The organism is Streptomyces sp. NPDC088157, from assembly GCF_044741545.1.
Classification (GTDB): domain Bacteria; phylum Actinomycetota; class Actinomycetes; order Streptomycetales; family Streptomycetaceae; genus Streptomyces.
In genome coordinates this window covers 1-23,717 of the sequence record NZ_JBIUSU010000017.1, presented here as the reverse complement: position 1 = coordinate 23,717, position 23,717 = coordinate 1, and the positions used below count along the sequence as shown (strand labels likewise).

Below are 23,717 nucleotides of genomic sequence, written 5' to 3'. Positions count from 1 at the left end.
GGGCCTGGCATGGGATGCCAGACCCCGGTAGCAGGGTGTCTACTGGACGAGTTCCCAGTCCTGTGAGCCGTCCGTGAGCGCGGTCTGCAGGGTCAGCTGCGCCCCGGCAGTCGCACCGGTCAGGTAGAGGCTGGTGTTCTTGACGGACTGGAGCTTGTAGAACCCGTCGGCGGTCTTGACGAGGTTCCAGCTGCCGGTGTCGCTGTTGTCGACCCACTGGCCGATCTTCTGTCCGGCCGTGGCGTTGCCGGTCCAGATGGCCGCCGCGCGGCCGCCCGACTTGTTCAGCAGGCTCACGCCGCTCGTCGGCTCGGTGGTCACGTGCCAGTACTGGGTGTCCGCGTTGCCCGCCGAGCCCGGGGCCTCGAGCCGGACGTCGGGCACGTCTCCATTGCCGATGTTCGCGTCGTTGGTCTTGTTCCCGGTGCCGATCACTTGGTCGGTCTTGCGGTTGACCACCTGGTAGTAGGCACCGTCCGAGTGGCCGAGGTCGACCTCGGCGTAGGCGATCGTGGAGGTGCCCTGGTTGTTGAGGATCGCGATACGGCCGGTGCCGTCGACGTACTGGAGGTTGCGGCTGTAACCCGCCGGTGAGGTCGTCTGGTACTCCTTCCATGTGCTGTCGCTGCGTCCGCTGTCGTTGACCCAGACGTTGCCGCTGCCGGCCGCGTTGTAGACCAGGCGCCCGCCGGGAAGCCTGATGAGGACCGGGCTGCCGCCCACGGCCAGGGCGTGTGAGCCGGCATCGAGCGGCAGGGTGTTGACGCCCGTACCCGTGGCGGAGCCTGTGTAGAACTTCCTCGGATCGTCGGCGAGCACGTACCTGGTGTTGGCTCCTCCGCCCCAGTACTCGAAGGTCAGCAGCCATTTGCCGTCGGTCGTGCGGACGACGTTCGCCATCCCCGGCCGCCCGCCGCCGATCTCCGTCTTGCCGCCGCCCATGCTCTGGGTCAGTCCCGCGACGTCGACCACGGGGGCGCTCCACGAGGCGCTGCGGCCGTCCCAGGTCTTGTGGGCGAGGATCTGGCCCTGCGAGTCCGTGGCGGTGTCGTTCGCGGGGTCGAGCGTCGGGACGCCGGTGGTCGCGTTGAAGCCGGTGTAGTCGTTCTCGTCGGAGTAGTAGCAGACGAGCTGGCCCTTGTAGACCATCAGGTACGGCTCCCAGATGGGGTCCACCTGGTGGTTGGTGTTCGCGTTGGCGATGTTCTGTCCGACCGCGCCGGCGCTGCCGCCCTGCCAGCCGCCGGTCGCGACGACGTTCTCGACCTTCCACGTCGCACCGTCGTCGGTGCTGGAGTAAAGGGCGATCGCCAGATCCTTGCGGTCGCCGTCGTTGGTCGGCGTCCAGTTCGGGTCGGCCGCCTTGTGCTCCTTGTAGTAGTAGTCGTCGCCGGACACGACGCTCGCGAGCAGCAGCGTGCCCTGCTTCAGGTTCCCGACGTCCTGCGGAAGGACGTACAGGTAGGGGTTGGTCCAGTTGCTGGTGTACTTCGCGTACTGGGGGTCGCTGGAGAGATACGCCGGAGCCTTGACCTCCGACAGGGACTGCCACGTCGTTCCGTGGTCGTCGCTCTTGTAGACCGGGAGGGTCTGCTTGTCGGCGCTCCCGGTCGCCGTCACGACCGTGGACTTCTCGAACGACGCGACCAGACGTCCGCTCGGCAGCTCAGCCGACTTCGGGTAGATCGCGCAGTTGCCCCGGCCCTTGAGGCACGGCTCGCTGCCGAGCTGGTACAGGATCCCGCCCGTCGGGTCGTACGCCTGCGCGTTGACCATGGGTATCGCGAGGATCGCGGATGTCGCGGTGAAGATACCGAAAGCTCGTCCAAGCCTTCTTCGTGGCATTGCCCCTCCTCAGGGGATGGATCAGGAACGGTTGGTTGCTTCGGGGGCCGGCGCGCTGTCGGCGTCGGTGGAGACGAGGACGCGTACGTCCCAGGGGCCGAGGTCCAGCGCCGAGCCCGAGAAGATGGAGGTGCCCGTCAGGGCATCGGAGAGGTCCGCCGGGGCGAGGACGCTCGCGGGCTCCCAGCTCCAGTTGTGGACGATGTGCACGCGGCGGCCGTCGGGTGCGGTGCCGGTCGTCGCGGTGACGGAGGCCGGGAGGTCCCGCCAGGCGTGACGCGCGGGCGGGGTCAGCCACTCGGCCAGCGTCCGGGCGAGGTCGCGGCCCGGCACCGTGCCGACGCAGGTGATGCGGCCCGCGCCGTGGCGCCGCGTGGTGACGGCGGGCCAGCGGCCGAAGTGCGGGTGGTCGTACGTGACGAGGACCTCGGCGTCGGTGACGGTCAGGCCGTCGGCCCAGCGGGTCGCCGTCGCACCCTCGGGGAGGTCGAGCGGGCCCCCGGGCGCCGACCTTACGGGGATTTCCCCGACCAGGTTGCTGAACTCGTCGTACCGGACGCCCGCGACGTCGGTCAGGCGGCCGGGGGCCGCTTCGTGGCGGGCCCGGGCCTCGTGGTCGGCGTAGCCGGTGCGCGGGCCCAGGACGAGGTGGCCGCCGGCCTGGGCGTAGGCCGCGAGCCAGTCGAGCATGGTGTCGGCCGCGAGGTACAGGGCCGGTACCACGAGGACGGGGTGGCGCTGTACGGCTTCTTGGGGTGTCGTTGCCTCTCTGTCGCCGTGCGGGTCGTGCAGCTGGCGGGCGTGGACGATGCGGACCTGGCGGCCGGCGTCGAAGGCGCCGCGGTAGAAGGGGTCGAAGAAGCGGTGGTAGGCGGCCGGGTCGGGTTCGCCGTCCGGCTTGGCCAGTGGGGGGTATTTCTGCATCAGCCACTTGCTCGGCGTCGAGTAGACCATGGTGATGTCGGCGTCCGGTTCGAGTCCGGCGACGAGTTCTCCCGCCGTCTCGAACTCGGCGCCCAGGCGGGCGAGTTCGGCGTAGGCGCGGCCTGGTTGTCCGGTGTGCGGGAGGACGCCGCCCCAGTAGGTCTCGGCGCCGAAGTGCAGGGTGTTCCAGTGCCAGTACTCGATCATGCGGGCGCCGCGGGCGACGAGGGCCCAGGCGGCCTGGCGCCACTGGCCGTCGTAGGCGGGGCGGTTGTCCCACGGGAAGCCGATGGAGTTGGCGTTGGTCTCGGTGACGAGGAAGGGCTCCTGGCGGGAGGAGTACATCCAGTCGGCGCTCTGGTACAGCGCCCACACGCCGGTGCTCTTCCACTTCTGTTCGTGGTCGTCGGGGGTGGGGTCGGGCAGGAGCAGGCCGTCCTGCATGGCGTAGTAGGGGTTGCCGGAGGCGATGTCGAGGCGGTCGGTCAGCTCGTCGTCCTCGACGCCTTGGCGGGTGTAGGAGATGCAGGTGGTGACGAAGTGCCGGGGGTGGGCGTATTCGCGGACGATGTCGGCCTGCCAGCCGATGAACTCGCTGACCTGGCGTGCCTGGAAGGCCCGCCAGGCGACGTCGTACTGGGGCTGTTCGTTGCCGTCCGGCGTCCACAGGTCGGCCCAGGTCGACAGGCGGTGCGACCAGTAGACCAGGCCCCACTCGCGGTTCAGGGTCTCGACGTTCTCGTACTTGTCGCGCAGGTGGTCCACGAAGCGCTGGAAGACACCGTGGTTGTGCAGGAGGTGCAGGCCCGGTTCGTTGTCCACCTGGAAGCCGATCACCGCGGGGTGGTCTGCGTAGCGGGCGACGATCTTGCGGATGACCCGCTCGGCGTGGAAGCGGAAGGCGGGGTGGGTGAAGTCGACCTCCTGGCGGGCGCCCCAGCCGATGCGTTCACCGGTGCGCCGCTCGCCCGTGATCTCCGGGTACTGGCGGGCGAGCCACAGGGGCGCTGCGTACGTCGGGGTGCCCAGCACGACGCGGATGCCGCGCTCGTGGGCGCCGTCCAGGACGGGCTGGAGCCAGTCGAGGTCGAACCGGCCGTTCTGCGGTTCCCAGGTCGACCACACCGACTCACCGACCCGGATCACGCTGACATGCGCGTCGGCCATCAGGTCCAGGTCGGTCTTGAGGCGTTCGTCTGGCTGTATATGAGGGTCGTATGCGGGCGTGTACTCGTGGTAGTACGCGGCGCCGAAGAGGACGCGGGCAGGCAGAGCGGCCATGAAGAAGAACCTCCGAAGGAACAGGGAGTGGGGGATGCGTGCTACTGCTTGACGCCGCCGGCGGCCAGGCCGCTCTGCCAGTACCGCTGGAGCATCAGGAAGGCGACGACGAGCGGGATGATCGAGATGAGGGAGCCGGTCACGACGAGTGCGAGCATGTCGCTGCTCGAGCCGGCCCCGCCGTTCTGTGCCTGCGCGGCCCAGGAGGACAGTCCGACCGTCACGGGGTAGAGGTCGGGGTCGTTGAGCATGATCAGCGGCAGGAAGTAGTTGTTCCAGGTGGCCACCAGGGTGAACAGCAGGACCGTCACCAGACCGGGGCCCAGCAGCCGCAGCACGATCCGGAAGAAGATCCGCGCCTCGCCGGCCCCGTCGATGCGGGCGGCCTCCAGGAGGCTGTCGGGGACGGCGTCCTGGGCGTAGACACGCATGAGGTAGAGGCCGAAGGGGTTGACCAGGGAGGGCAGGATGATCGCCCAGGGGGTGTTGACCAGGCCCGCCTTGGCGAAGAGCAGGTAGGTGGGGATGGCCAGCGCGGTGGTGGGGACCATGACGGCGCCGAGCACCAGGTTGAAGGCGGCCCGCTCGCCGCGGAAGCGGAACTTCGCGAAGCCGTACCCGCCCGCGGCCGCCAGCAGCGCGGCCCCGACCGCGCTGACACCCGCGTAGAGCACGGTGTTGACCAGCCAGCGCAGGAAGACCCCGTCGTCCTGGGCGAAGGTCTCCTTGACGTTCGTCAGCAGCTGCGGGGCGTGCGAGAACCACAGGCCGAAAGTGTTGAACAAATCCTGGGTGCTCTTCGTCGAGGCGATCAGCAGCCAGCACAGGGGCAGCAGAAAATAGGCCAGAGCGGCCAGCATGGCGATGGTCAGCGGGGTGCTGCGGCGGGCCGAGGGGGAGCGGCGCCGGGTCGGGGGCGCGGCGGGGGCCGGGTGCGCCGGCGATGCGGCGCTCGCCGTCGAAACGGTGGTCGTCACGAGGTCCTCCTGCGGTTCGCGGTGAGCAGGACGGCGTAGGAGGCGATCACGATGACCAGGCCCAGGAGGAAGGACACCGTGGCCGCGTAGTTGACCTGCTGGCCGGTGAAGGCGAGCGTGTAGGCGTAGAGGTTGGCGGTGTAGGAGCTGCTGATCACGTCCGGGGCGATGCTCATCAGCAGCTTCGGCTCGTTGAACAGCTGGAAGCTGCCGATCACCGAGAACAGCAGGGTGAGCATCAGCGCCGGGCGCAGGGCCGGCAGTTTGATCGACCGGGCGATCCGCCAGGCGCCGGCCCCGTCCATCGCGGCGGCCTCGTACAGCTCCTCGGGAATCGTGCGCAGGGCGGCATACAGGATGATCATGTTGTAGCCGACGAACTCCCAGGTCACGATGTTCGCCAGGCTCCCGAGCATCCAGCCCTCGCTGAGGAAGTCCGGCACCGGCAGGCTCAGGTCCCGGCTGAGCTGCGCGAAGGGACCGAAGTCCGGCCCGTACAGATAGCCCCACATGAGCGCGGCGACCACGCTCGGGACCGCGTACGGGACGAAGATGCCCAGCCGGATCACACGGGCCAGCCGCAGCAGCCCACTGTCCAGAGCCAGCGCGAAGGCCAGCGCCAGCAGCAGCATCACCGGCACCTGGACCACGAAGAACAGCGCGACCCGCCCGATGCCGTGCAGGAACTGCGGATCACCAAGCGCCTGGGCGTAGTTGTCGAGCCCCACGAACGCCGTGCCACCGATCAGACGCTCCTGGAACAGACTCAGATAGGCGGCATACCCGAGCGGCGCGACGAAGAGCAACAGGAACAGCACCATGAACGGCGCGACGAACAGCGGCCCCGCCGACCGGCGGCGGCGCATGCCACCGCGCCGGGGGCCGGTGGGCCCGTCTCGGCGCCGGCCCTTGGGGGAGGCCGCGGTTGTGGCAGTCATCATCGAGCCTTTCTGAGGGGTGGGATGGTGCTTGCGGGTGGCCCCGTGCCGATGCACGGGGCCCGACGAGCCGTCAGGTCGTGTAAACCGTGAAGCCCTGCGTCTTCGCGTACGTGGTGAGCCGCGACTGCCAGGTGCCGAGCGCGCGAACGGTGTCGGACTTGTCGGCGAGGGACTTGCCGACGGTCTCCGTCCAGTCGGTCGCCGCCTGGTCGAGGAACGGCGGCCACTGGAACGTCGTGTTGACCGTGGGGCCGATGTCGGCGAACACCTGGTTGACCTTCTGGCCGCCGTAGAACGGGGATTCCTGGCCGACGAAAGACGCGTCCGCGAGCAGGGCCTTGGTGGCGGGGAAGAAGAACTGCTCGGTGGCGAACATCTTCGCGCTGGCGGGGTCGGTGTTGAGGAACTGCGCGAACATCGCCGCCGCGACGGGGTTCTTGGTGGAGCGGATGACGGCGGTCGTGGACCCGCCCCAGTTGCCGGAACTGGGCTTGGCGGCGTCCCACTGCGGCAGCGGGGCCGCCCGCCACTTGCCCGCGGTGGACTTGGCGGAGCCGGAGAGGAAGACCGGCCCCCAGGCGGCGGTGAGCCAGGTCGCGTACTTGCCCTTGTTGAGCCCGGCGTACCAGGAGTCGGTGAAGTCCGGCTCGACCCCGATGACTCCCTCCTTGGCGAGGGTCCCCCAGTACTCGCCGACCCTCCTGGAAATGGTGTCGTCGACGCTGATGGTGATGTCGCTCTTGCCGGACATCAAGTAGGGCTTCGCGTTCGCCTGCCAGAGCAGTCCGTGCCAGGCCGCGGCCTGGTTCGCGGCGAGGTTCGTGAGGTAGACGTCGGGGTCGGCCTTGTGGAGCTTGCGGGCCGCCGCGGCGAACTCGTCCCAGGTCTTCGGCACGTCGATGCCGTGCTCGTCGAAGATGTCCTGCCGGTACAGCATGCCCATCGGGCCGGTGTCCTGCGGGATCGCCCAGACCTCGCCCTTGCTGCCGCTGACCTGGCTCCAGGTCCAGTCGACGAACCGGTCCTCCAGCGCGGACGCCCCGTACGGTTGCAGGTCGAGCAGGCTGTTGGTGATGGTGAAGGTCGGGATGGCCTGGTACTCGATCTGCACCATGTCCGGTGCGCCGCTGCCTGCCTTCAGGGCCGTACGCAGCTTGGTGTACTGGGGGGTTCCCTGGCCCGCGTTGACCACCTTGATCTTGATGGCCGGGTACTTCGCCTCGAAGAGCGCGACCTCCTTGTCGATGTTCGGGACCCAGGTCCAGAACGTCAGCTCGGTCGGCGTCTTCATCGCCTTGTCGATGTCGGCCTGGCTGACCGACTTGGCGGAGGTGCCGCCGCTCGTGTCGTCTCCGCCGCAGGCGGACAGCGTGGTCGCCAGCGTCAGGGCCCCGGTCGCGGCGAGGAAGCCACGACGGTTCAGGTGGGCCGAGGAGGGGGCTGTGAAGAATCTGGACATGGTGAACTCCGCAGAGGTGCCTAGAGGATCCGCGCGCTGGGCGGCGGCGTGCTGATGGGATGCCAGAGGTGGGTTCAGGCGTGAGGAACGGACCGACGGGGGCGAATGTGCTTCTCGCGGAACGGGGCCGAGCACGTCACGCTCGTTGACCGAAGGGGGGCTCGCGCCGGTGAGGGCATGAGACGGGGCGGAGGCCTGGTCGGTGATCGGCTCAAGGGGAGGCGCCCAGGCCGCGGCGCTGGTGAGTGGATGGTGCGACGACCATGTACAGAGGGGTCGGCTCGCGCCCTCGAGTGCGGGTGTGGAAGCAGGTGGCGTGGTCGACGAACTGCTGGTGGACGCCCTCCCCTCGTGGTCGGGGAACGGGGTTGTCGGGGACTCAGACCGTGGCGCGCCGGGATTCCGGGGTCGTCCGGTACGGCGGGGGTGCGGTCGATGCACGGACGACCAGGTCGACCGGCGGGTCCTGCTCCGGGATCGGGTCCGCGTCCGGGTTCTCGATGGCGTGCACGAGCCGCTTGAGGCCGTCCTGCGCCGTCGCCTCGAACGGCTGTCTCACCGTCGTCAGAGGAGGAGACACGTAGGCGGCGACCGGGACGTCGTCGAGACCGACGACACTGACGTCCTCCGGTATGCGCCGGCCTGCGTCGAGCAGCGCGCGCATCAGACCGATGGCCATGTCGTCGTTGGCGGCGAAGACGGCCGTCACGCTGTCGTCGACGGCCAGCCGGCGACCGGCCGCGTAGCCGGAGGCGGCCGACCAGTCGCCCGCGATGACAGGCGGTTCTCGTCTGCCGTGCGCGGCCAGCGTCGCTCGCCATCCTTCCAGGCGGTCCCTGGCGGCGTACCAGCGTTGGGGACCGGCGAGGTGGTGGACGGTCGTGTGTCCCAGCTCGAGCAGGTGCTCCGTGACGGCTCGCGCCAGGTGGTGGGAGACGAGCCCCGCGGTCACCACCCGGGAGGCGGCGAACGGCGGCGGTGCGCCGAGGATCAGGACCGGCACGTCGACGCGGACGGAGAGGTCCGCACCGTTCTCCTCGTCGATCGGCTCGGAGATGACGATGCCGTCCACACCCTGCTCGAGGAGCGAGTCGACGGCACCGGCAACGCCCGAGGCATCGCCCTCCATCGTGTTGACCACGCGGAGCGCGTAGCCGGTGTCCCGGACGGTGCGCTCGACGCCCATCAGCAGTGACGCGGGACCGTACAGCGCCGTTCCGAGCGTCACCACCCCGATGGACCGGGTCCGCCCCGACGCCAGAGCCCGGGCGGCGTGATTCAGCCGGTAACCGAGTTCTTCGGCGGCTTCCAGGACACGTCGGCGCACGCCGTCGGAGACGTACTGCTCACCGTTCATGACCCGGGATACCGTCTTCTGTGAGACGCCCGCCAGCTGCGCCACATCAAGGCTGCGTGGTGGGGTGCCTGTGCTGCGGCTTGTCAGTCGTGCCATGGGTGTCTCCCGATCTCGGGCAGCCGGCGGCTTGGCTGATTCTCGTCTGACTGCGCTGCCATGACTGCGCAGACATATCTACGCAGTGGAACGAGGCACGTCAAGGGTTCGCACAACATTCCCGGAATCGGGGCGCGCTGTCGGAGCGGGCCGGTCGGCGTGCGACGCTCTGCCGGGTCCAGGGCGTCCGCCGACAGTGCTGAGCGTGCTCGCGAGACCAGTTGCTAGCATCCGGCAGCGTGAACGACAGTGTGTACGTGGGCAACGCGGGCAAGGATGCGCCACTGGACCGGGGATGGCTTCTCGGTCATTTCAAGGACGTCGGCGATCCGCGTCACAGCGACGCCGTAGAGATCAAATGGGGCGTCCACCCCCGCGGTGACGAGCGATCGCAGTGGGTGCGGGGCGAGGAACGCACAGCTCTCCTGGTTCTTGTCAGTGGCCGCTTCCGCGTCGAACTACCCGGCCGCAGCGTACTTCTCGAAGAACAGGGGGATTACGTCGTGTGGGGGCGAGGAGTCGACCACTCGTGGTTCGCGGAGGAAGAGTCGGTGGTACTGACGGTTCGGTGGCCGTCCGTGGCCGGCTATGCGGTGGCCGACAACGGTCAGGAGCGCCTCCACGCCGAGCACGAAGACTGATCGGCGAGTCCCGGAGGTGGGGCGGGTGGGACTCGAACCGCAGCCGGCCAGGCCGATGCGGCGCGGAAAATGTTGGACCGGGCCGAAGTGTCAGGGGCGCAGCTCGTCTGCATTCCCGCCGGTCAGGACGGAGGCGAGCGCGGGATGACCCGTCTGCCGGTCCGCGGCCGGCGCTTCCAGGTAGACCACCGCCCCCATCAACTGGTGGCGGAAGCGGATACGACCGTCCGAGCGTGTGGTGAGCAGGCCCGAGTGCATCGCCTCGCCCCACGCGACCACGTCGAGGCCGAGCACAAGTCCGGCCCGGGCACATGGTGTTCGCGTCGCTACGGTCGTCAGCGGCGATGAGCGGCAGCGCGGTACGGCCGGGTGCGGACAACCTCTGGGTCCGTGCGCGGAAGGCGCGGCGCAGGCGAGGCCCGACAGCGACCTTGATACCGGCAAGAGGGTGCGCCGACATGTCGTCGGTCCCCCCTGGTGATCGCCTTCGACTACCGCGGCGTCGGCGCGTCGGAGGGCAGGCCTGCGGACTCGGTAGCCGCGATGGCGCGTGACGCCATCGACTTCATCCGGGCGCTGGGCTTCGATCAGGTCGATCTCCTGGGCTTCTCCCTGGGCGGCATGGTCGCGCAGGCGATGGCACTGGAGGAGCCGCAACTCTTCCACGAGGAGTTCGTCGCCGAAGCCCTGAGCTTCCTCGAATCCTGAACGCACAGGACATTCACCCGTCCCGAAGCGCCGTCCAGTCGACCCGGCCGCAGACCCGGCCGTTCGCCCTGACCGACCGTCCGGCCGGGCAACTTGCTTGCATCGCCCAGCAGTGGCACCCATCCGCGCAGAGCGCTTGCGGTCACCGACCCACCTCATTAGTATTATGGTCGTACTTCAAAGGCTGAGCCCCGCTTCCGAAGGCTCAGGTCTCTCCCCCGGCCCGACCAGCTGCTCTGCGGCTCACCGGAAACACCGACTTCACCAGGAACTCCCATGGACCTCTCCACCAGCACCGCCCTTGTCACCGGAGCCAACCGAGGCTTCGGCCGCGCACTCGCCGCCGAACTGCTCGCCCGCGGCGCCACCGTCTACGCCGGCGCCCGCAACCCCGCCCAGGTCGACCTGCCCGGCGCCAAGCCGATCGCGCTCGACATCACCGACCCCGCCTCTGTCGCGGCCGCCGCCGCGGCCACCGGCGACGTGACCATCCTGGTCAACAACGCCGGGTCCTCCACCGGTGCCGACCTGCTCACCGACAACCTGGACGACATACGCCTGGAGATGGACACCCACTACTTCGGCACCCTCTCCGTGGTCCGCGCCTTCGCACCCCAGATCGCGGCCAACGGCGGCGGGTCCATCCTGAACATCCTCTCCGGCCTGTCCTGGGTCAGCTTCCCGCGATTCGGTGCCTACTGCGCCGCCAAGTCCGCCGAGTGGTCGCTCACCAACGCCCTGCGCCTGCAACTCGCCGACCAGCACATCCGCGTGGCCGGCCTGCATGTCGGCTACATGGACACCGACATGGTCCGCACCGTCGACGCGGCCAAGTCCGACCCGGCCGACATCGCGCGGATCGGCGTCGACGGCATCGCCGCCGGCGCCTACGAGATCCTCGCGGACGACGCCGCCCGGCAGGCGCAGGCCGCCCTGGCCGGAGGCGTCTCCGTGCTCTACCCGCAGCTCCCCTGAGGGCCGGCCGTCCAGCAATCCGCACCCAGCCCGCCGGATTTTTGGTCGCACGCCATGCCGTCGCCCGCCGGCATCCCCGTCCATCGACCCTTCGCCGAGTACCTCTGCCCAGGGAACGCCATGAAACTGCAACGCAAGCAACCGGTTCGGGGCGGCAGCGCCGTCTGGGCCGTGGTCATCACCAGCGCGGCCGGGTTCATCACCGCGCTCGACAACCTGATCGTCACCACCGCTCTGCCCTCCATCCGCGAGGACCTCGGCGGCGGACTGGAACATCCGCCAGTACCGGCCGCCAGCAGTCGGAGGTCTGCGGCCAGCCGTGGAGCAGAACGAGCAGCGGTCCGGCCCCCGCTCGGACGTAGTGCAGACGGACCCCGTCCACCTGCGTCACCCCGGTCGTCGCTGTCGGCCGTTCCATGAATGCGCCTCCTCGCGTTGTCGTGTCCCTCGCCCTTCCTGAATGCTCAGGTCGGCAGCGTTCGTCCGCCGAGCGAGGCCCGTTGCCAGGTGGGAGTGCGGTCCTTGTCGACCAGGGCCGCGCGGACGCCCTCCAGGAAGTCCGGCGTGCGGATGGTCGTGCGGGTGAGGGCGAGTTCCGCGGCAAGGCACTCGCGCAACGTGTGCTGCCTGCCCCGGGTCAGCAGGGCATGAGTGAGCTCCAGGCTCTGCGGCGAGGCGGACTCCAGGGCGGCCAGCGCGGCTGCCGCCCAGGGGGTGTCGAGGTGGCGCAGGCGCTTCTCGATCTCGCCGAGGGTCGGCGCGCCGAATGCCCGGTCCACGTCCCCGCGTATCCGTGCCAGCCCGCTCTCCGCCACCGGGGAGCGGCCGGCCAGGCGGTTCAGGACCACGTCCACGGGGTCGCCGGGGCTGTCGGCCAGCGCATCCTCGACCGCGTCGAGCCCGTCCGCGGGGACGAAGTGCGTGGCCAGCCCCGTGTACAGGGCGTCGGCCGCGTCGAGCCGGTGCCCGGTCAGGCCCAGGTACATGCCGATCGCGCCGGGCAGCCTCGGCAGAAAGTAGCTGGCCCCGACGTCCGGGAAGAACCCGATCCCTGTCTCGGGCATCGCCAGCACCGCGCGCTCGGTGACGACGCGGAAGCCGCCGTGGACGGACAGGCCGAGACCGCCGCCCATGCACAGACCGTCGATGAGCGACACGACCGGGACGGGATACTCGGCGATCCGGGCGTTGAGCCGGTACTCGCAGGCGAAGAACCGCTCACTGGCCTCGGCATCCCCGGCGAGGCTGTGCTCGCGGATCGTGCGGATGTCTCCACCGGCACAGAACGCCTTCGCGCCGGTACTGGCGAGGACCACCGCGGAAAGCGGTGTGTGCTCCCACTCGGCGAGCACACCGTCGATGGCGACGACCATGCCTGTCGTCAGGGCGTTGAGCGCCTTGGGCCGGTTCAGCAGGATCCGGCCGACGCCCCGGTGGACATCGGCGAGGATTTCGGCCGCAGCGGTGTCAGTCATGGGTCAGCACCTCGTGGTCCGCACGGACCCGACTGTCGTGGCCATCATGGTTCCTGTTCCTTGCTCGCCGGTGTCAGGCGTAGATCTGCGCGTAGAGATCCTGGATCTCGTCCACGGTGGGTACGGCGGGGTTGTTGGCGGGGGATCCGGACGCGAGCGCCTGTTGGGCCATGAGGGGCGCCAGGCGCAGCCACTCGTCCTCATCGATGCCGTGGTCTCTGGGGGTGGGCACCTCAAGATCCTGACACAGGACGCGGAGCGCCTCCACGAACTTCTCGGCGGCGGTGGCATCGCTGTCGTCGTCGGTGGCGGCTCCGAGGGCGCGGGCGCAGTCGGCGTACCGGCTCTCGGCGGCAGGCACGGAGAACGCGGTCACCGCGGGGAAGAGCATCGCGTTCGACAGACCGTGGGCGACGTGGAAGTGAGCGCCGATCGGGCGGCTCATGCCGTGCACCAGCGCCACGCTGGAGTTGGAGAAGGCGATGCCCGCCTGCGTCGCGGCGAGCATCATCGCCTCGCGTGCCTCGATGTCCGCCCCGTCGGCGTAGACGCGGCGAAGGTGGCGGCCGATGGTCCGGATCGCGTTCAGGGCGAGGCCGTCGGAGAACGGGTTGGCCTTGCGGCTCACGTACGCCTCGACGGCATGGGTGAGCGCGTCGACGCCGGTGTCGGCGGTCAGCCGGGGCGGCATCGACAGAGTCAGTTCGAAGTCGACGACGGCGGCGACCGGCAGGAACGCCGGCCCCGGACAGAGCATCTTCTCGTCGGTGGCGCTGTCGGTGATGACGGTGAACTGGGTGGCCTCCGAACCGCTGCCGGCGGTCGTCGGAACCGCGATCACCGGAAGCGCCGGACCGCCCACGGCACCGCCGCCGACGCGCAGGATCCGCGGGCGCTGCTCCACTTCCACTTCGGCGGATCCGTCACCGCCTCCATGCACTCCGACCGCAAGGCCGCCGGCCACATCGCGAAGGCGGCCGGGGCCCGCTCCCTCGTCGTGGACTTCCGCCTGGCGCCCGAGCACCCCTACCCGGCGCAGCTCGACGACGCCGAGACGGCCTACCGGTGGCTGCTCTCGCAGGGCTACGAGCCGCGGAACATCGGCAGCACCGGCCACTCGATCGGCGGAACCCTCGCGGTGATGCTCCCGCTGCGTCTGCTCGCCAAGGGCGAGGCGACCCCGGGCGCGATCGTCAGCGTCTCACCGTGGACCGACCTCACCATCCAGAACGCGTCGGTGGACGCGAACGAGGACAACGACAAGATGCTCAGCAGGAGCACCCTCGAGCTGTTCCGAGGGGCCTGGCTGCAGGACCCCCGAGTGGACTTCGCCGACCCGCGGATCAGCCTCGCGAACGCCGACCTGACCGGCCTGCCGCCCACGACCGTCCACTACGGCGAGTACGAGACCCTCGCCGACGACGGCGCCCAGCTCGGCCGCCGCCTCGCGGACTTCAAGGTCACCACCGAGGTCCACCCGATGCCCGAAGGTCAGCACTCGTTCGTCCTGGGCGCGGGACGCGTACCCGAGGTGGACCGGGCGATCCGGCAGATGGGCCAATGGCTCCGTAAGCACCTCGGCGCGTGAACAGAAGCCACAGCTGACGGCGGGGTCTGTCGGCCCGGCCGCCGCACCACCGCGATGCCGGTGACCGGTCCGCCGGACTCAGGCATCCTGCTCGACCAGGTCGGACGGGCATACGGTACTGGTGTCCGACACCGTTCCGCACGCAGCCCCACCACCGTCCCTCGATGCCACAAAGGAGTGCGCGATGGGAACGTACGACGATGTGTTCCGCGCCAGTACCGAGGACCCGGAGCGCTTCTGGCTGAAGGCGGCGGAGGGCATCGACTGGGATGTCGCTCCGCACCGCGCCCTGGACCGCTCGGGCGCACCGTTCTACCGCTGGTTTCCCGACGGACGGCTCAACGTGTGTTTCAACGCGCTCGACCGCCACGTGGAAGCCGGGCGGGGCGAACAGCCCGCGCTCGTCCATGACTCCCCCGTGACCGACACCCACCGCACCTACACCTACGCGCAGCTGAGGAACGAGGTGTCGGCCTTCGCCGGAGCGCTCGTCCAGCTCGGCGTGGGGCACGGCGACCGGGTCGTGATCTACATGCCGATGGTTCCCGAGGCCGCGATCGCGATGCTGGCCTGCGCACGCATCGGCGCGGTCCACTCGGTCGTCTTCGGCGGGTTCGCCCCGCGCGAACTCGCCCTCCGCATCGACGACGCCGCTCCCAAGGTGATCGTCTCCGCCTCCTGCGGCATCGAGGGCAAGCGTGTCATCGCCTACAAGCCGCTGCTCGACCGGGCGATCGAACTCGCGGGCCACAAGCCGCAGAAGCGGGTCATCCTGCAACGCCCGCAGGCAGTGGCCGAGTTGGGGCCCGACGATCTCGACTGGGCCGACGTGGTCGCCGCCGCACCACCGGCCGACTGCGTTCCCGTCGCCGCCACCGACCCTCTCTACATCCTCTACACGTCCGGAACTACCGGAAAACCCAAGGGAGTCGTACGCGACTGCGGCGGCCACGCGGTCGCCCTGCACTGGTCGATGGGCGCCGTGTACGACGTGGGACCGGGCGAGACGATGTTCACCGGCTCCGACGTCGGCTGGGTCGTCGGGCACTCGTACATCGTCTACGCGCCCCTGCTGGCCGGCGCGACGACGGTCCTGTACGAGGGCAAGCCGGTCGGCACCCCGGACGCGGGCCAGTTCTGGCGGGTCGCCGCCGACTACCGGGTCAAGACCATGTTCACCGCCCCCACCGCCTTCCGGGCGATCAGGAAGGAGGATCCGAAGGGAACACTCACCGCGGGTTACGATCTCTCCCACCTGCGCTATCTCTTCCTGGCCGGTGAGCGCCTCGACCCCGAGACGTATCACTGGGCGAGCGACCTGCTGGGCGTCCCGGTGATCGACCACTGGTGGCAGACCGAGACCGGCTGGCCCATCGTCGCCAACCCCGTCGGCATCGAAGCCGCTCCCCTCAAGCCCGGCTCCCCCACCCGCCCGCTCCCGGGCTGGGACGTCCGCGTCCTCGACCCCTCGGGCGAGCCCGTACCCGCGGGCGTCGACGGCGCGATCGTGGTGAAGCTCCCCCTGCCGCCCGGCGCGCTCCTCACCCTCTGGAAGGACGACGACCGCTTCGTCGCCTCCTACCTCTCCGCCTACGACGGCTACTACCTCACCGGCGACAGCGGCCACATCGACGACGACGGCTACGTCTTCGTCATGGGCCGCACCGACGACGTCATCAACGTGGCCGGTCACCGGCTGTCCACCGGCAGCATGGAAGAGGCCCTGGCCGCCCACCCCGACGTCGCCGAATGCGCCGTCATCGGCGTAGCCGACGAACTCAAGGGCCAGATCCCGCGCGGCTTCGTCGTCCTGAAAGCCGGCACCGACCGCGAAGCAGGCGAGGTCGAGGCCGAACTCGTCCAGCTCGTACGGACACGCATCGGCGCCGTCGCCTCACTCAAGGACGTCACGGTCGTGGCCGCCCTGCCCAAGACCCGCTCGGGAAAGATCCTGCGCAAGACCATGCGCGGCATCGCCGACGGCCACGACGAACCCATCCCCTCGACCGTGGACGACCCAGGCGTCATCGAGACGCTGCGCCCTGTACTCCGCCGTACCGGTCACACCCCGTGACCGACAGCCCCTCCGGCCGACGGAGGACGAGCGCGTCCGTCGGACTCCGCACGGCACGGCCCGTCGGCCGGGGAGCGGGAGCGGGGAGCGGGGGCGGTCCGCCCAGGCCCAGGGGTGGGCCTGCCGACAAGTCCGGGAAGACGACCGCGCGCGGTGTGGAGGCGTCGTCGTCGACGGCAGGGGAGAGGTCGCCACCGCCGTGGCCGAAGAGATCGGCGCGGGCCGCACCGGCATCCGGATCTCCCCCGGCAATCCGTTCCAGATCAACGACCTCGCGGAAAGCGACCCCCGACGAGCTCCAATACGCGCCGGCGCACCCCTCGACACCCCGCACTCCGGCGTTCTGCGCCGAGGCTCAAGGGAGTCCGGCATCACCGCACTGACGTCACCGTCCTCGTGGGACAGGGAGAAGGGATGAGAGGTGGATCCGCGCAGGGCAAGGCGATTCACCCGTCGAAGCTGAGGGTCACACCTGCGGGGCGGGCACCGGGAAGAGCATGCAGCTGCTGGTGGCGTGAGCGAGGAGTCGGTCCTTCACGTCGACCAACTGAGCCTGGGCCAGGGCCGTTTGACGCCCCTTGCTGACGACGGTGCCGATGGCGCGCACCGTGCCCGTGTCCGCGGTGATCCGTCGCAGGAACTTCACCGTCAGGTCGAGCGAGGTGTACGCCATGCCCTGCGGAAGGGTGGACTGGACGGCGCAGCCCGCCGCCGAGTCGAGCAGGGTGGCGAAGATGCCGCCGTGCACGCTGCCGATCGGGTTGTAGTGCTCCTCCCCCGGTGTCAGCGAGAAGACCGCCCTGCCGGGCTCCACCTCGTCCAGGGTGAAGTCGATGGCGTAGTTGATGGGCGGCCCCGGCAGCCGTCCCTCCTGCAGCTCGCGCAGGAAGTCGATGCCGGCCATGCGTCCGGCGGCTTCCGCCAGGATCGCGGGATCTTCCCATTGATACGTACGTGTTCGTCCCACGAGCGAGCACCTTCCCTCTGACTTTTACGAGTGAAGCTAGCTTCTGCCTCCGCTGACTGTCAATGGCGAAGCCAGGCGCTTACGATGGCGGGATGGAGTGGCTTGAGGCGAGCACGGAGAACTGCCCCGTCCAACGCACGCTCGACGTGATCGGAGAGAAATGGACACTGCTGATCCTGCGTGACGCCGTCAACGGAGTCCGCCGCTTCGACGACTTCCACCGCCACATCGGCCTGTCGGAAGCCGTCCTCAGCGACCGCCTCCGCAAACTGACCGCGGCCGGCGTCCTCAAGACCGTCCCCTACCAGGAGCCCGGCGCCCGCTCCCGCAACGAATACCGCCTGACCCGCAAGGGCTGGGACCTGTGGCCCGTCCTGATGGCCCTCACCCAGTGGGGCGAGGCACACACCCTTGGCCCCGAGGGCCCCCTCCTGGACGTCCGCCACACCGACTGCGACGCCCCCGTCCGCGTCGTCGTCCAGTGCTCCACGGAACACACCCCCCTCACCCCCCGTGAAGTCACCGCCCGGCTCGGAACAGGCGCCCGCCCCCGGACATGAGCCATCGTCCTCACGATCGCAGGCCGGGCGGCCATGGAACATCGCCTCTCCAGCAGGGCTGCCCTCGCCTCGGCTCGACCGCATCACGATCGGGCCGCAGGCGGAGAAGGCGCCGACCAACTGCAGGCACAGAACGCGAGCATCGTCGCGCAGGCGGCACCCGGCCGAGCCGGACTCGAGCAGACGCCGACCGGCGACTCGCCGACGAGCTCCTCAAGCAGGGCGTCCACAACGCGCTCGCACTCCTGGGCGTCGAGCGTGAGCACCTCCAAGTTCTCGCTTTCACGAGGCTTGGCCCCTCCCCCACCACACGGAAAGATGTCAGCGCCTGGACCCGCGACAGTGCAACCCCGTAAGGCTCTGCTGGCCGAGCCAAGGACCGGGCGCTTCTCCCTGAATGAGCAACCCCCGTCCAAGTGCGGACGGGGGTACGGAGACGACCAGGGCAATCCGGTATCCGGTCTCCAGCGGTTCCATGACCTGGGCCATGGCGCCGGCATGAGTGCGGCACAGCACCGCATCGGGCCGAGCGGACAGGGCGCGCCGTTGCTACACCCGGCGAACAATCAGGTCGGCACCTGACTCGTTGATGTGGCGGCGAGGTCACTCCTGCGCCGACGCCGTCTTGAGGCGCCGCAACGCCCGCGTGAATGCGTCGGTCTGTTCCCCCAGGGCTCCGAAGAACCCGGCGTCGCATGCCTCGACCGCGACCACGGCGCGGTTCGCCAACACGCGCCCCTCCTGTGTCACAGCGAGCGCCCGTGCCCGGCCGTCCTCCGGGTGCGGGCGACGCTCGACCAAGCCACGGCCTTCCAGGACACGCAGAACCTGGGACGTCATCATGGGGTCCGACGCGGCGTGGTCGGCGAGCGCCTTTTGCGTCACCGGCCCCTCGGATCCCAGCCAGGTCAGGGCCGCGAGGAGCACGAATTGGACGTGGGTGAGCCCGTAGGGCTTGAGGGTGAGGCGGATGGCCGCCTGCCATCGGTTGGTGACCTGCCACAGGAGCAGGCCAGGGCTCTCCTCGGCGTGGGTGAACCCGGTGTCCAGCTCGCGCGGGGTCATGAAGCGACCATGGCCGAACGGATCTGACGGAAATCATCTTCGGTCAACTCGACCAGTCCGCGCCGCAGTTGGTGGCCCCAGTTCGCCATGGAGGTCAGGGCCAGGGAGCCGCCGAACCGGCGGACGGGCACTTCCGCCGCATGCTCCACATAACGGGCCCGTCGGCGCCACGGCTGGAAGCCGCCTTCGTCGGCCTGCCAGATCTCGCCATCGGTGATCTCGCCGATCGCGGTGAACGCCTGGAGCGACTCACCGTCTCGCAGGCTCGTGCGCGGCGAATAGTAGATCAGCCAGTCGCCGGGGCTCAGTCGGTCCAGACCAGGGCGCTTGCCGTGGCCCAGTTGGACTATGCCCGCCTTCGTGCCGCGGTGCACGTGGTCGCGGCTGACGACGCCCAGCCAGTACTTCACGCGAGGCTCCTCGTGGAGGAAGCCTCGGTCACAGCCCTCAGGCTCTCCAGGTCTTGCTGCAACGTGGCCTTGATGCCCTTGCCGAGGATCAGATTCCAGAGGTGGGACAGCGGCCCGGCCAAGGTGACGGTGACCTGAACCTTCGTGCCGCCGTCCGGGGTTCCCTCCACGAAGTGGCTGAACGTCATACGTGCTCCGACGAGCCTGGAGACGTCCACGAATCGGTCGTCCGCGAGCTCGGCGATGACGAACTTCGTCTTGGGGCCACCCTTGGGCTTCAGGACTCCGGTCGAACCGGCCTTGAAGGGGCCGTCGAGGCGGACCCACTCAGTGTCAGCGTTCCATTCCGGCCAGGTCGCCATGTCGGCCCAGCGGGCAAAGAAGGCGGAAGGGGCAGCGGTCGAAGCGATCTGGGCGGTACCGATGGTCATCATGCAAGTAGTATGCGCGCTTATTAATTGGGCGTCAATCCTGTTGAGACATGGCTGCGACTGCCGCCCCAGCCCGATTGATCTTCCCGGTGGCATGGCCGCCGAAATGGGCGGATACACACAACAGTGAGGCCGTCGCTGACCCACAGATCCGGCGACGGGGAGGCGGCTACGCCGACCCTGGATTCGCCCAGTCGGCTGATTCCCGTGGCTTTCACGCCCGGGCCGGGCTGGAGGGTGAAGGCTCCCAGGTGAACCTCCGCACGTCGGCGTCGGCGGTGTCGGCGGTTCCCCCGCAGGCTCCAAGATTGCGAACCCGCGGGATGGATCCCCGATCCGGCCTCGGACCTCAGCCCAAACCCTGATCATCCGAAGGGCAACCTCGGTGGCCCGTCCGGGCGGCAGACCACCGCGAACGACCTCGACCCCGATGGCGCAGAATTGCGATCATGACATCGCCATGAGCCACTCGTCACATGATCAGACATGCGATGCGTACGTTCTGCGCCGCCGCCCTCGTGGCCGCTCCCCTCGCGCTGACCGCCACGCCTGCACAAGCCCTGACGTCATGTACGGTCAACGGCCGTCCCGTGTCCGGTACGACCGTCAGCGGTACTGCCGGCTCCGACAACATCAGCTGCGGCGCCCTCGCCGTGGGCGATAGCGTCAACGGCTTGGGTGGGAGCGACTACATCGTCATCAGGGGCATCGTTGCCGGCACCGTCGACGGCGGCGCCGGTGGCGACTCCATCACGGCCAACGCCGGCACCACGGCGACCGGCAGGATCCTCGGCAGCGCCGACGGCGACTTCATCGCCGTCGGCCCGAACGCCGGCACTGTCGACGGCGGACTCGGGTCGGACTTCTGCCGAGTCGCTTCCGGTAACGCCCCCATCAACTGCTGACCGGCAGCGTCTGTGAGATGAGCGCGGCGACGCCGCTCGCCGGTGATCCGCTTCCCGCCACGTCAACCCGGCGGTCCGGTCAGATCTGGTTCGTCCCGCCGTCGACGCGGAGATCGGCGCCGTAGACGAAGCTCGGTTTCCTGTCGGCCGGTGATGAACACGTGCGCCGGCGACGACTCAAGAGGGTTGCTGCGAGTCGCGGTACGCGCTCCACCGCCCGTCCGAGCCGACGAATATTCAGCTACCCAGCGGTGAGCTTCTGCTTCCAGACCCGTCCCGCGAGGCGCTTGATCCGCAGGCTCGGCAGCAGGCGACGGGCGCCTCCTTGGTGAGGAAGTGCATCATGTCGATCAGCATGCGTCGAGCGTCCGAAATCGGGACGGCCAGCTCATCCCGCTGGTTGTAGTGGGCGTGCAGGCGAATCCGATCGTCGGAGTTGCGCTCAGCACGACGTAGCGAGGAAAACTCGGCCCGATGTGTGACCAGGCACCGGGTGTCATCTGTGACCAGGCTCTGTGTGTCATCGCGGACGGGCTCGAGGCAATCCGTTCGCGTGGCGTCTTCCCGGCCCCCTACGGTCTGCGCATGACCAGGACCACGCCGGCCAGACCGGTATCAGTGGAGGCCCTCTTCCCTCAACTGGCCGCCCACCGGGGCCGGACGACCCGGCTGCACCCCAGGCCGGGCCGGCCCGGCATGCGCGACAGCCATGTCGGCGGGCCGATCCTGTGGCCGCAGGACGAACCGTGGCCGGTCTGCCGCGAACCGCACCAGCGCGAGACCGAGGGGTACGCGCCGGACGAGGTCCGCAGCGCCCGCGCCGCAGGCGCGTGGCCGCGGAGCCGCCCGTGGCCCGGCGCCGGAACGCCTGGGCACGACGGACCGGTGCCGTTCGTGGGACTCGCCCAGCTCTTCCGGCGGGATGTCCCGGGCCTGGCTGCCGGACCTGACGGCGCGGACCTGGTGCAGCTCTTTCGCTGCCCGTTCACCCACGGTCCCTACCTGGAGCGCCGCTACTGCCTGCGGTGGCGACGGGCCGAGGAGACAGAGCGCGCACAACGCTTCCTCGCCGCCCCGCCCGAGGTACCCCTGCGATGGGAGCACGAACTCCCTGAGCCGTGTGTCCTGCACCCGGAAGAGGTGGACACCTATCCCTGGGCGGAGGACGACACGCTGCCGGCCCCGCTGATCGCCCTCATCGACGCCTGGGACGACGCCCAGGCGGCCGAACACGGCACCGACGCCCCCAGCTACCAGGCCGACCTTTCAATCCCGCCCGGATGGCGGGTCGGTGGCTTTCCCGGCTGGGCGTCGACGGGCCCGATGGCCATCGGCTGCGCGTCCTGCGCCACCCCGATGCGGCTGCTGCTGACCGCCGGGAGCGACGAGATGGATGCCGCCTCGCACAGCTGGATGCCGCTGGAGGACCGCGACCCGTCCCTGCAAGGGAAGGCCTCGATCAAGCACGGTCCGTCCCTTGCCCAACCCACTCGGCTGCGCTTCGGCCGGGACCGGGACCTGCACGTTTTCACCTGCCCGGCCGACCCCGCGCACCCGCCCCAATGGGTGCTCTCCTAGGGCGCTTCAAGAGGAGAATCCGCGCGGTGTTCATGTCGGCACGCGTGACGAGGGCTGACTGTCCAAGGAGGAGCAGATGGTCGACCGGCCACGCCGGCACTGGAGAATCACCGTCGCCTGGACGAAGGTCGGCTTCTGGACCATGACCACGGCGACGAACGCCCGCCTCCGGAGCGTCGGCCGCGGGCAGGGAGCAGGCCGTCAGGTGAGCGCGCACCTCCTTCAGCGGGTGCGGGGCCTCCAGGACACCGCCGATGCGCCGCAACGCGCTCGCCCCCACGCGGGCCGCGGCCAGCCCTAAAATCCCTCGCCCCCCGATCATCAGCTCAACTATGATCATTCCGACTGACCATCAGTAACTGTTTGGGGGAAATATGAACACTTCCATTCGTAAGCGCGCCGTGACAGTCCTTGCCGCTGCCGCTCTCGTGACGGGCACCGCATTGACGATGGGCGCGGGTTCCGCTTCGGCGGCCCCGAGCGCCACGTTCTCTGTCGGTTCGCTGCAGAGCGACGGCTCTCGCACCATCACCATCAAGTCCGGCGGCACCACCGCCGGCACTGTCAAGTGGACGGCCAACGGGGACACGCTGACTGCGGCCGACTCCAAGGCGGACAGCTACGGCATTTCCGGCTACGTGACTGCCGACCCGTATCTCATCGCGGACACGGCGGGGCACGCGTCTCCGTACACGGCCACCGCGCACCGGGATCTGACCGAGGACAAGTCCTACACGTTCTGGGCCTGCATCGGAAGCAACAGTGCAGGGCTGCTCTGCTCCGACGTCTACAAAGTCACTTCGTAAGCACCCCTGACGAAGCGGGCGACCGGAGCATCGTGGGCAGCCCTCACGACTGCTTCAGGGGCGGTGCGAATGCGTGGAGTTCCCGATCGATAACGCCATGCGAATTCCTCGGTCGACCGGGTGACTGGTTGCCCCATTGCGCGGATCCCGGGCCTTCGGCCGGACAGGCGCGCGCCCTGCGCCGATGCGGTGCCGAGAAGAGTCTCGGCACCGCATCCGCCGTTCGATCGCTGTGGCTTGCCACTCCGGGATGACGCTGAACCGCTTGTTCGTGCTGGTGCTGTCGCTCCACTGGCCGAGAGCGGACCCGGTCGTCGGGTCACGGCGCTCGTCGAGGTCGCCGAAGGCTGCCGGCGCGTGGCTGGTTCCGTCCCACAGCTTCCCCGACGCCGTGTCCGCCGGTGCGGACACCAGCCGCAGCCGGACCAGTTGGCCGGCGGCGGTGCGGACCGGGATCAAGAGCTTCTGGCAGAACACGGCAACTGACCCGAGCTGGTGGGTCGTTCAGGCACTGGCCCGGTCGCGCAGCTGGGAGTGACGCAGCGCTTCGTTGAGGCGTTGGGCTTCTTCGAGCTGGTCTTCGAGGATGATGATGCGGCAGGCGGCCTCGATGGGGGTCCCCTGGTCGACGAGTTCGCGGGCGCGGGCGGCGAT

The 23,717-nt window shown here is 69.3% G+C and carries 23 protein-coding genes and 2 pseudogenes; 11 read left to right on the top strand and 14 right to left on the bottom strand.

The genetic code is table 11. The annotated features are described in order from the left end of the window. Positions 1-39: 39 nt before the first annotated feature. The 6 genes from ACIPFH_RS41665 to ACIPFH_RS41640 form a co-directional block, all read right to left on the bottom strand. Positions 40-1,845, bottom strand: coding sequence for an RICIN domain-containing protein (locus ACIPFH_RS41665; RefSeq protein WP_401835097.1), 1,806 nt, complete (start codon positions 1,843-1,845; stop codon positions 40-42). 21 nt (positions 1,846-1,866) lie between these two features. Continuing rightward, positions 1,867-4,050 carry a beta-galactosidase gene (locus ACIPFH_RS41660; RefSeq protein ID WP_401835095.1) on the bottom strand — a complete coding sequence of 728 codons (2,184 nt, stop codon included), beginning with the start codon at positions 4,048-4,050 and terminating at the stop codon, positions 1,867-1,869. A gap of 41 nt (positions 4,051-4,091) precedes the next feature. After that, complete coding sequence (locus ACIPFH_RS41655; protein ID WP_401835092.1) at positions 4,092-5,027, bottom strand: carbohydrate ABC transporter permease; 936 nt, start codon at positions 5,025-5,027, stop codon at positions 4,092-4,094. After that, entirely contained in the window at positions 5,024-5,968 is a 945-nt protein-coding gene (locus tag ACIPFH_RS41650) for a carbohydrate ABC transporter permease (RefSeq protein ID WP_401835090.1), read from the bottom strand. Before ACIPFH_RS41650 ends, ACIPFH_RS41655 begins: the two co-directional genes overlap by 4 nt. Positions 5,969-6,038: 70 nt before the next feature. Continuing rightward, complete coding sequence (locus ACIPFH_RS41645) at positions 6,039-7,427, bottom strand: ABC transporter substrate-binding protein (protein ID WP_401835087.1); 1,389 nt, start codon at positions 7,425-7,427, stop codon at positions 6,039-6,041. A gap of 379 nt (positions 7,428-7,806) precedes the next feature. After that, positions 7,807-8,880: a LacI family DNA-binding transcriptional regulator gene (locus ACIPFH_RS41640; RefSeq protein WP_401835084.1), complete on the bottom strand. Its 1,074-nt coding sequence runs from the start codon at positions 8,878-8,880 to the stop codon at positions 7,807-7,809. Positions 8,881-9,119: 239 nt separating this feature from the next. On the opposite strand from ACIPFH_RS41640, the gene ACIPFH_RS41635 reads away from it, so the two are divergent. Beyond that, entirely contained in the window at positions 9,120-9,521 is a 402-nt protein-coding gene (locus ACIPFH_RS41635; protein WP_401835082.1) for a signal peptidase I, read from the top strand. Between the two features lie 90 nt (positions 9,522-9,611). Here the strand turns inward: ACIPFH_RS41635 and ACIPFH_RS41630 are convergent, their stop codons facing one another. Then, positions 9,612-9,815 carry a hypothetical protein gene (locus ACIPFH_RS41630; protein WP_401835081.1) on the bottom strand — a complete coding sequence of 68 codons (204 nt, stop codon included), beginning with the start codon at positions 9,813-9,815 and terminating at the stop codon, positions 9,612-9,614. Positions 9,816-9,998: 183 nt separating this feature from the next. Between ACIPFH_RS41630 and ACIPFH_RS41625 the strand changes: the two genes are divergently transcribed. The 3 genes and pseudogenes from ACIPFH_RS41625 to ACIPFH_RS41615 form a co-directional block, all read left to right on the top strand. Further along, positions 9,999-10,229: an alpha/beta fold hydrolase gene (locus ACIPFH_RS41625; RefSeq protein ID WP_401835079.1), complete on the top strand. Its 231-nt coding sequence runs from the start codon at positions 9,999-10,001 to the stop codon at positions 10,227-10,229. A gap of 276 nt (positions 10,230-10,505) precedes the next feature. Then, complete coding sequence (locus ACIPFH_RS41620; protein ID WP_401835076.1) at positions 10,506-11,204, top strand: SDR family oxidoreductase; 699 nt, start codon at positions 10,506-10,508, stop codon at positions 11,202-11,204. Between the two features lie 120 nt (positions 11,205-11,324). After that, positions 11,325-11,474, top strand: a pseudogene (locus ACIPFH_RS41615) (MFS transporter); the annotation flags it as partial. A gap of 194 nt (positions 11,475-11,668) precedes the next feature. Here the strand turns inward: ACIPFH_RS41615 and ACIPFH_RS41610 are convergent. Both ACIPFH_RS41610 and ACIPFH_RS41605 read right to left on the bottom strand, forming a co-directional pair. Beyond that, a complete protein-coding gene (locus tag ACIPFH_RS41610) occupies positions 11,669-12,679 on the bottom strand; it encodes an enoyl-CoA hydratase/isomerase family protein (RefSeq protein WP_401835073.1) in 1,011 nt (336 codons plus the stop codon). Positions 12,680-12,752: 73 nt separating this feature from the next. Continuing rightward, positions 12,753-13,619, bottom strand: a complete 867-nt coding sequence (locus tag ACIPFH_RS41605; protein WP_401835071.1) for an iron-containing alcohol dehydrogenase — start codon at positions 13,617-13,619, stop codon at positions 12,753-12,755. Between ACIPFH_RS41605 and ACIPFH_RS41600 the strand changes: the two genes are divergently transcribed. After that, entirely contained in the window at positions 13,614-14,267 is a 654-nt protein-coding gene (locus ACIPFH_RS41600) for an alpha/beta hydrolase (RefSeq protein WP_401835068.1), read from the top strand. The genes ACIPFH_RS41605 and ACIPFH_RS41600 overlap by 6 nt on opposite strands. Before the next feature lie 184 nt (positions 14,268-14,451). Further along, positions 14,452-16,341: a propionyl-CoA synthetase gene (locus tag ACIPFH_RS41595; RefSeq protein ID WP_401835067.1), complete on the top strand. Its 1,890-nt coding sequence runs from the start codon at positions 14,452-14,454 to the stop codon at positions 16,339-16,341. A 466-nt stretch (positions 16,342-16,807) separates the two neighbouring features. On the opposite strand, the gene ACIPFH_RS41590 is transcribed toward ACIPFH_RS41595, so the two are convergent. After that, positions 16,808-17,308 carry a PaaI family thioesterase gene (locus ACIPFH_RS41590; RefSeq protein ID WP_401835064.1) on the bottom strand — a complete coding sequence of 167 codons (501 nt, stop codon included), beginning with the start codon at positions 17,306-17,308 and terminating at the stop codon, positions 16,808-16,810. A gap of 92 nt (positions 17,309-17,400) precedes the next feature. On the opposite strand from ACIPFH_RS41590, the gene ACIPFH_RS41585 reads away from it, so the two are divergent. Continuing rightward, positions 17,401-17,868 (top strand): winged helix-turn-helix transcriptional regulator, encoded by a 468-nt coding sequence (locus ACIPFH_RS41585; RefSeq protein WP_401835061.1) that lies wholly within the window; start codon positions 17,401-17,403, stop codon positions 17,866-17,868. A gap of 603 nt (positions 17,869-18,471) precedes the next feature. Here ACIPFH_RS41585 and ACIPFH_RS41580 read toward each other — a convergent pair. The 3 genes from ACIPFH_RS41580 to ACIPFH_RS41570 are packed head-to-tail and all read right to left on the bottom strand — an operon-like array spanning position 18,472 to position 19,777. Further along, on the bottom strand, positions 18,472-18,933 hold the full coding sequence (locus tag ACIPFH_RS41580; RefSeq protein ID WP_359130395.1) for a MarR family transcriptional regulator: 462 nt from the start codon (positions 18,931-18,933) through the stop codon (positions 18,472-18,474). Then, positions 18,930-19,343, bottom strand: coding sequence for an EVE domain-containing protein (locus ACIPFH_RS41575; protein WP_401835059.1), 414 nt, complete (start codon positions 19,341-19,343; stop codon positions 18,930-18,932). The genes ACIPFH_RS41580 and ACIPFH_RS41575 overlap by 4 nt, the downstream gene beginning before the upstream one ends. Next, positions 19,340-19,777: an SRPBCC family protein gene (locus ACIPFH_RS41570; RefSeq protein WP_401835056.1), complete on the bottom strand. Its 438-nt coding sequence runs from the start codon at positions 19,775-19,777 to the stop codon at positions 19,340-19,342. Before ACIPFH_RS41570 ends, ACIPFH_RS41575 begins: the two co-directional genes overlap by 4 nt. A gap of 488 nt (positions 19,778-20,265) precedes the next feature. Between ACIPFH_RS41570 and ACIPFH_RS41565 the strand changes: the two genes are divergently transcribed. From ACIPFH_RS41565 to ACIPFH_RS41550, 4 genes are all read left to right on the top strand, one after another. Continuing rightward, positions 20,266-20,679, top strand: coding sequence for a hypothetical protein (locus ACIPFH_RS41565; protein ID WP_401835053.1), 414 nt, complete (start codon positions 20,266-20,268; stop codon positions 20,677-20,679). A gap of 585 nt (positions 20,680-21,264) precedes the next feature. After that, positions 21,265-22,257: a hypothetical protein gene (locus ACIPFH_RS41560; protein ID WP_401835052.1), complete on the top strand. Its 993-nt coding sequence runs from the start codon at positions 21,265-21,267 to the stop codon at positions 22,255-22,257. Positions 22,258-22,333: 76 nt separating this feature from the next. Then, positions 22,334-22,558, top strand: a complete 225-nt coding sequence (locus ACIPFH_RS41555; RefSeq protein WP_401835050.1) for a hypothetical protein — start codon at positions 22,334-22,336, stop codon at positions 22,556-22,558. A gap of 73 nt (positions 22,559-22,631) precedes the next feature. After that, positions 22,632-23,063, top strand: a complete 432-nt coding sequence (locus ACIPFH_RS41550; protein WP_401835049.1) for a hypothetical protein — start codon at positions 22,632-22,634, stop codon at positions 23,061-23,063. A 504-nt stretch (positions 23,064-23,567) separates the two neighbouring features. Here ACIPFH_RS41550 and ACIPFH_RS41545 read toward each other — a convergent pair. Continuing rightward, a pseudogene (locus tag ACIPFH_RS41545) lies at positions 23,568-23,717 on the bottom strand (MerR family transcriptional regulator); the annotation flags it as partial.

Coding starts and splice junctions, on each gene's coding strand:
- ACIPFH_RS41645 (WP_401835087.1), bottom strand. CDS start 7,427: ATGTCCAGATTCTTCACAGCCCCCTCCTCGGCCCACCTGAACCGTCGT.
- ACIPFH_RS41560 (WP_401835052.1), top strand. CDS start 21,265: ATGACCAGGACCACGCCGGCCAGACCGGTATCAGTGGAGGCCCTCTTC.
- ACIPFH_RS41665 (WP_401835097.1), bottom strand. CDS start 1,845: ATGCCACGAAGAAGGCTTGGACGAGCTTTCGGTATCTTCACCGCGACA.
- ACIPFH_RS41640 (WP_401835084.1), bottom strand. CDS start 8,880: ATGGCACGACTGACAAGCCGCAGCACAGGCACCCCACCACGCAGCCTT.
- ACIPFH_RS41555 (WP_401835050.1), top strand. CDS start 22,334: ATGGTCGACCGGCCACGCCGGCACTGGAGAATCACCGTCGCCTGGACG.
- ACIPFH_RS41650 (WP_401835090.1), bottom strand. CDS start 5,968: ATGATGACTGCCACAACCGCGGCCTCCCCCAAGGGCCGGCGCCGAGAC.
- ACIPFH_RS41620 (WP_401835076.1), top strand. CDS start 10,506: ATGGACCTCTCCACCAGCACCGCCCTTGTCACCGGAGCCAACCGAGGC.
- ACIPFH_RS41600 (WP_401835068.1), top strand. CDS start 13,614: ATGCACTCCGACCGCAAGGCCGCCGGCCACATCGCGAAGGCGGCCGGG.
- ACIPFH_RS41580 (WP_359130395.1), bottom strand. CDS start 18,933: ATGACCCCGCGCGAGCTGGACACCGGGTTCACCCACGCCGAGGAGAGC.
- ACIPFH_RS41550 (WP_401835049.1), top strand. CDS start 22,632: ATGAACACTTCCATTCGTAAGCGCGCCGTGACAGTCCTTGCCGCTGCC.
- ACIPFH_RS41610 (WP_401835073.1), bottom strand. CDS start 12,679: ATGACTGACACCGCTGCGGCCGAAATCCTCGCCGATGTCCACCGGGGC.
- ACIPFH_RS41585 (WP_401835061.1), top strand. CDS start 17,401: ATGGAGTGGCTTGAGGCGAGCACGGAGAACTGCCCCGTCCAACGCACG.
- ACIPFH_RS41565 (WP_401835053.1), top strand. CDS start 20,266: ATGCGTACGTTCTGCGCCGCCGCCCTCGTGGCCGCTCCCCTCGCGCTG.
- ACIPFH_RS41570 (WP_401835056.1), bottom strand. CDS start 19,777: ATGATGACCATCGGTACCGCCCAGATCGCTTCGACCGCTGCCCCTTCC.
- ACIPFH_RS41660 (WP_401835095.1), bottom strand. CDS start 4,050: ATGGCCGCTCTGCCTGCCCGCGTCCTCTTCGGCGCCGCGTACTACCAC.
- ACIPFH_RS41595 (WP_401835067.1), top strand. CDS start 14,452: ATGGGAACGTACGACGATGTGTTCCGCGCCAGTACCGAGGACCCGGAG.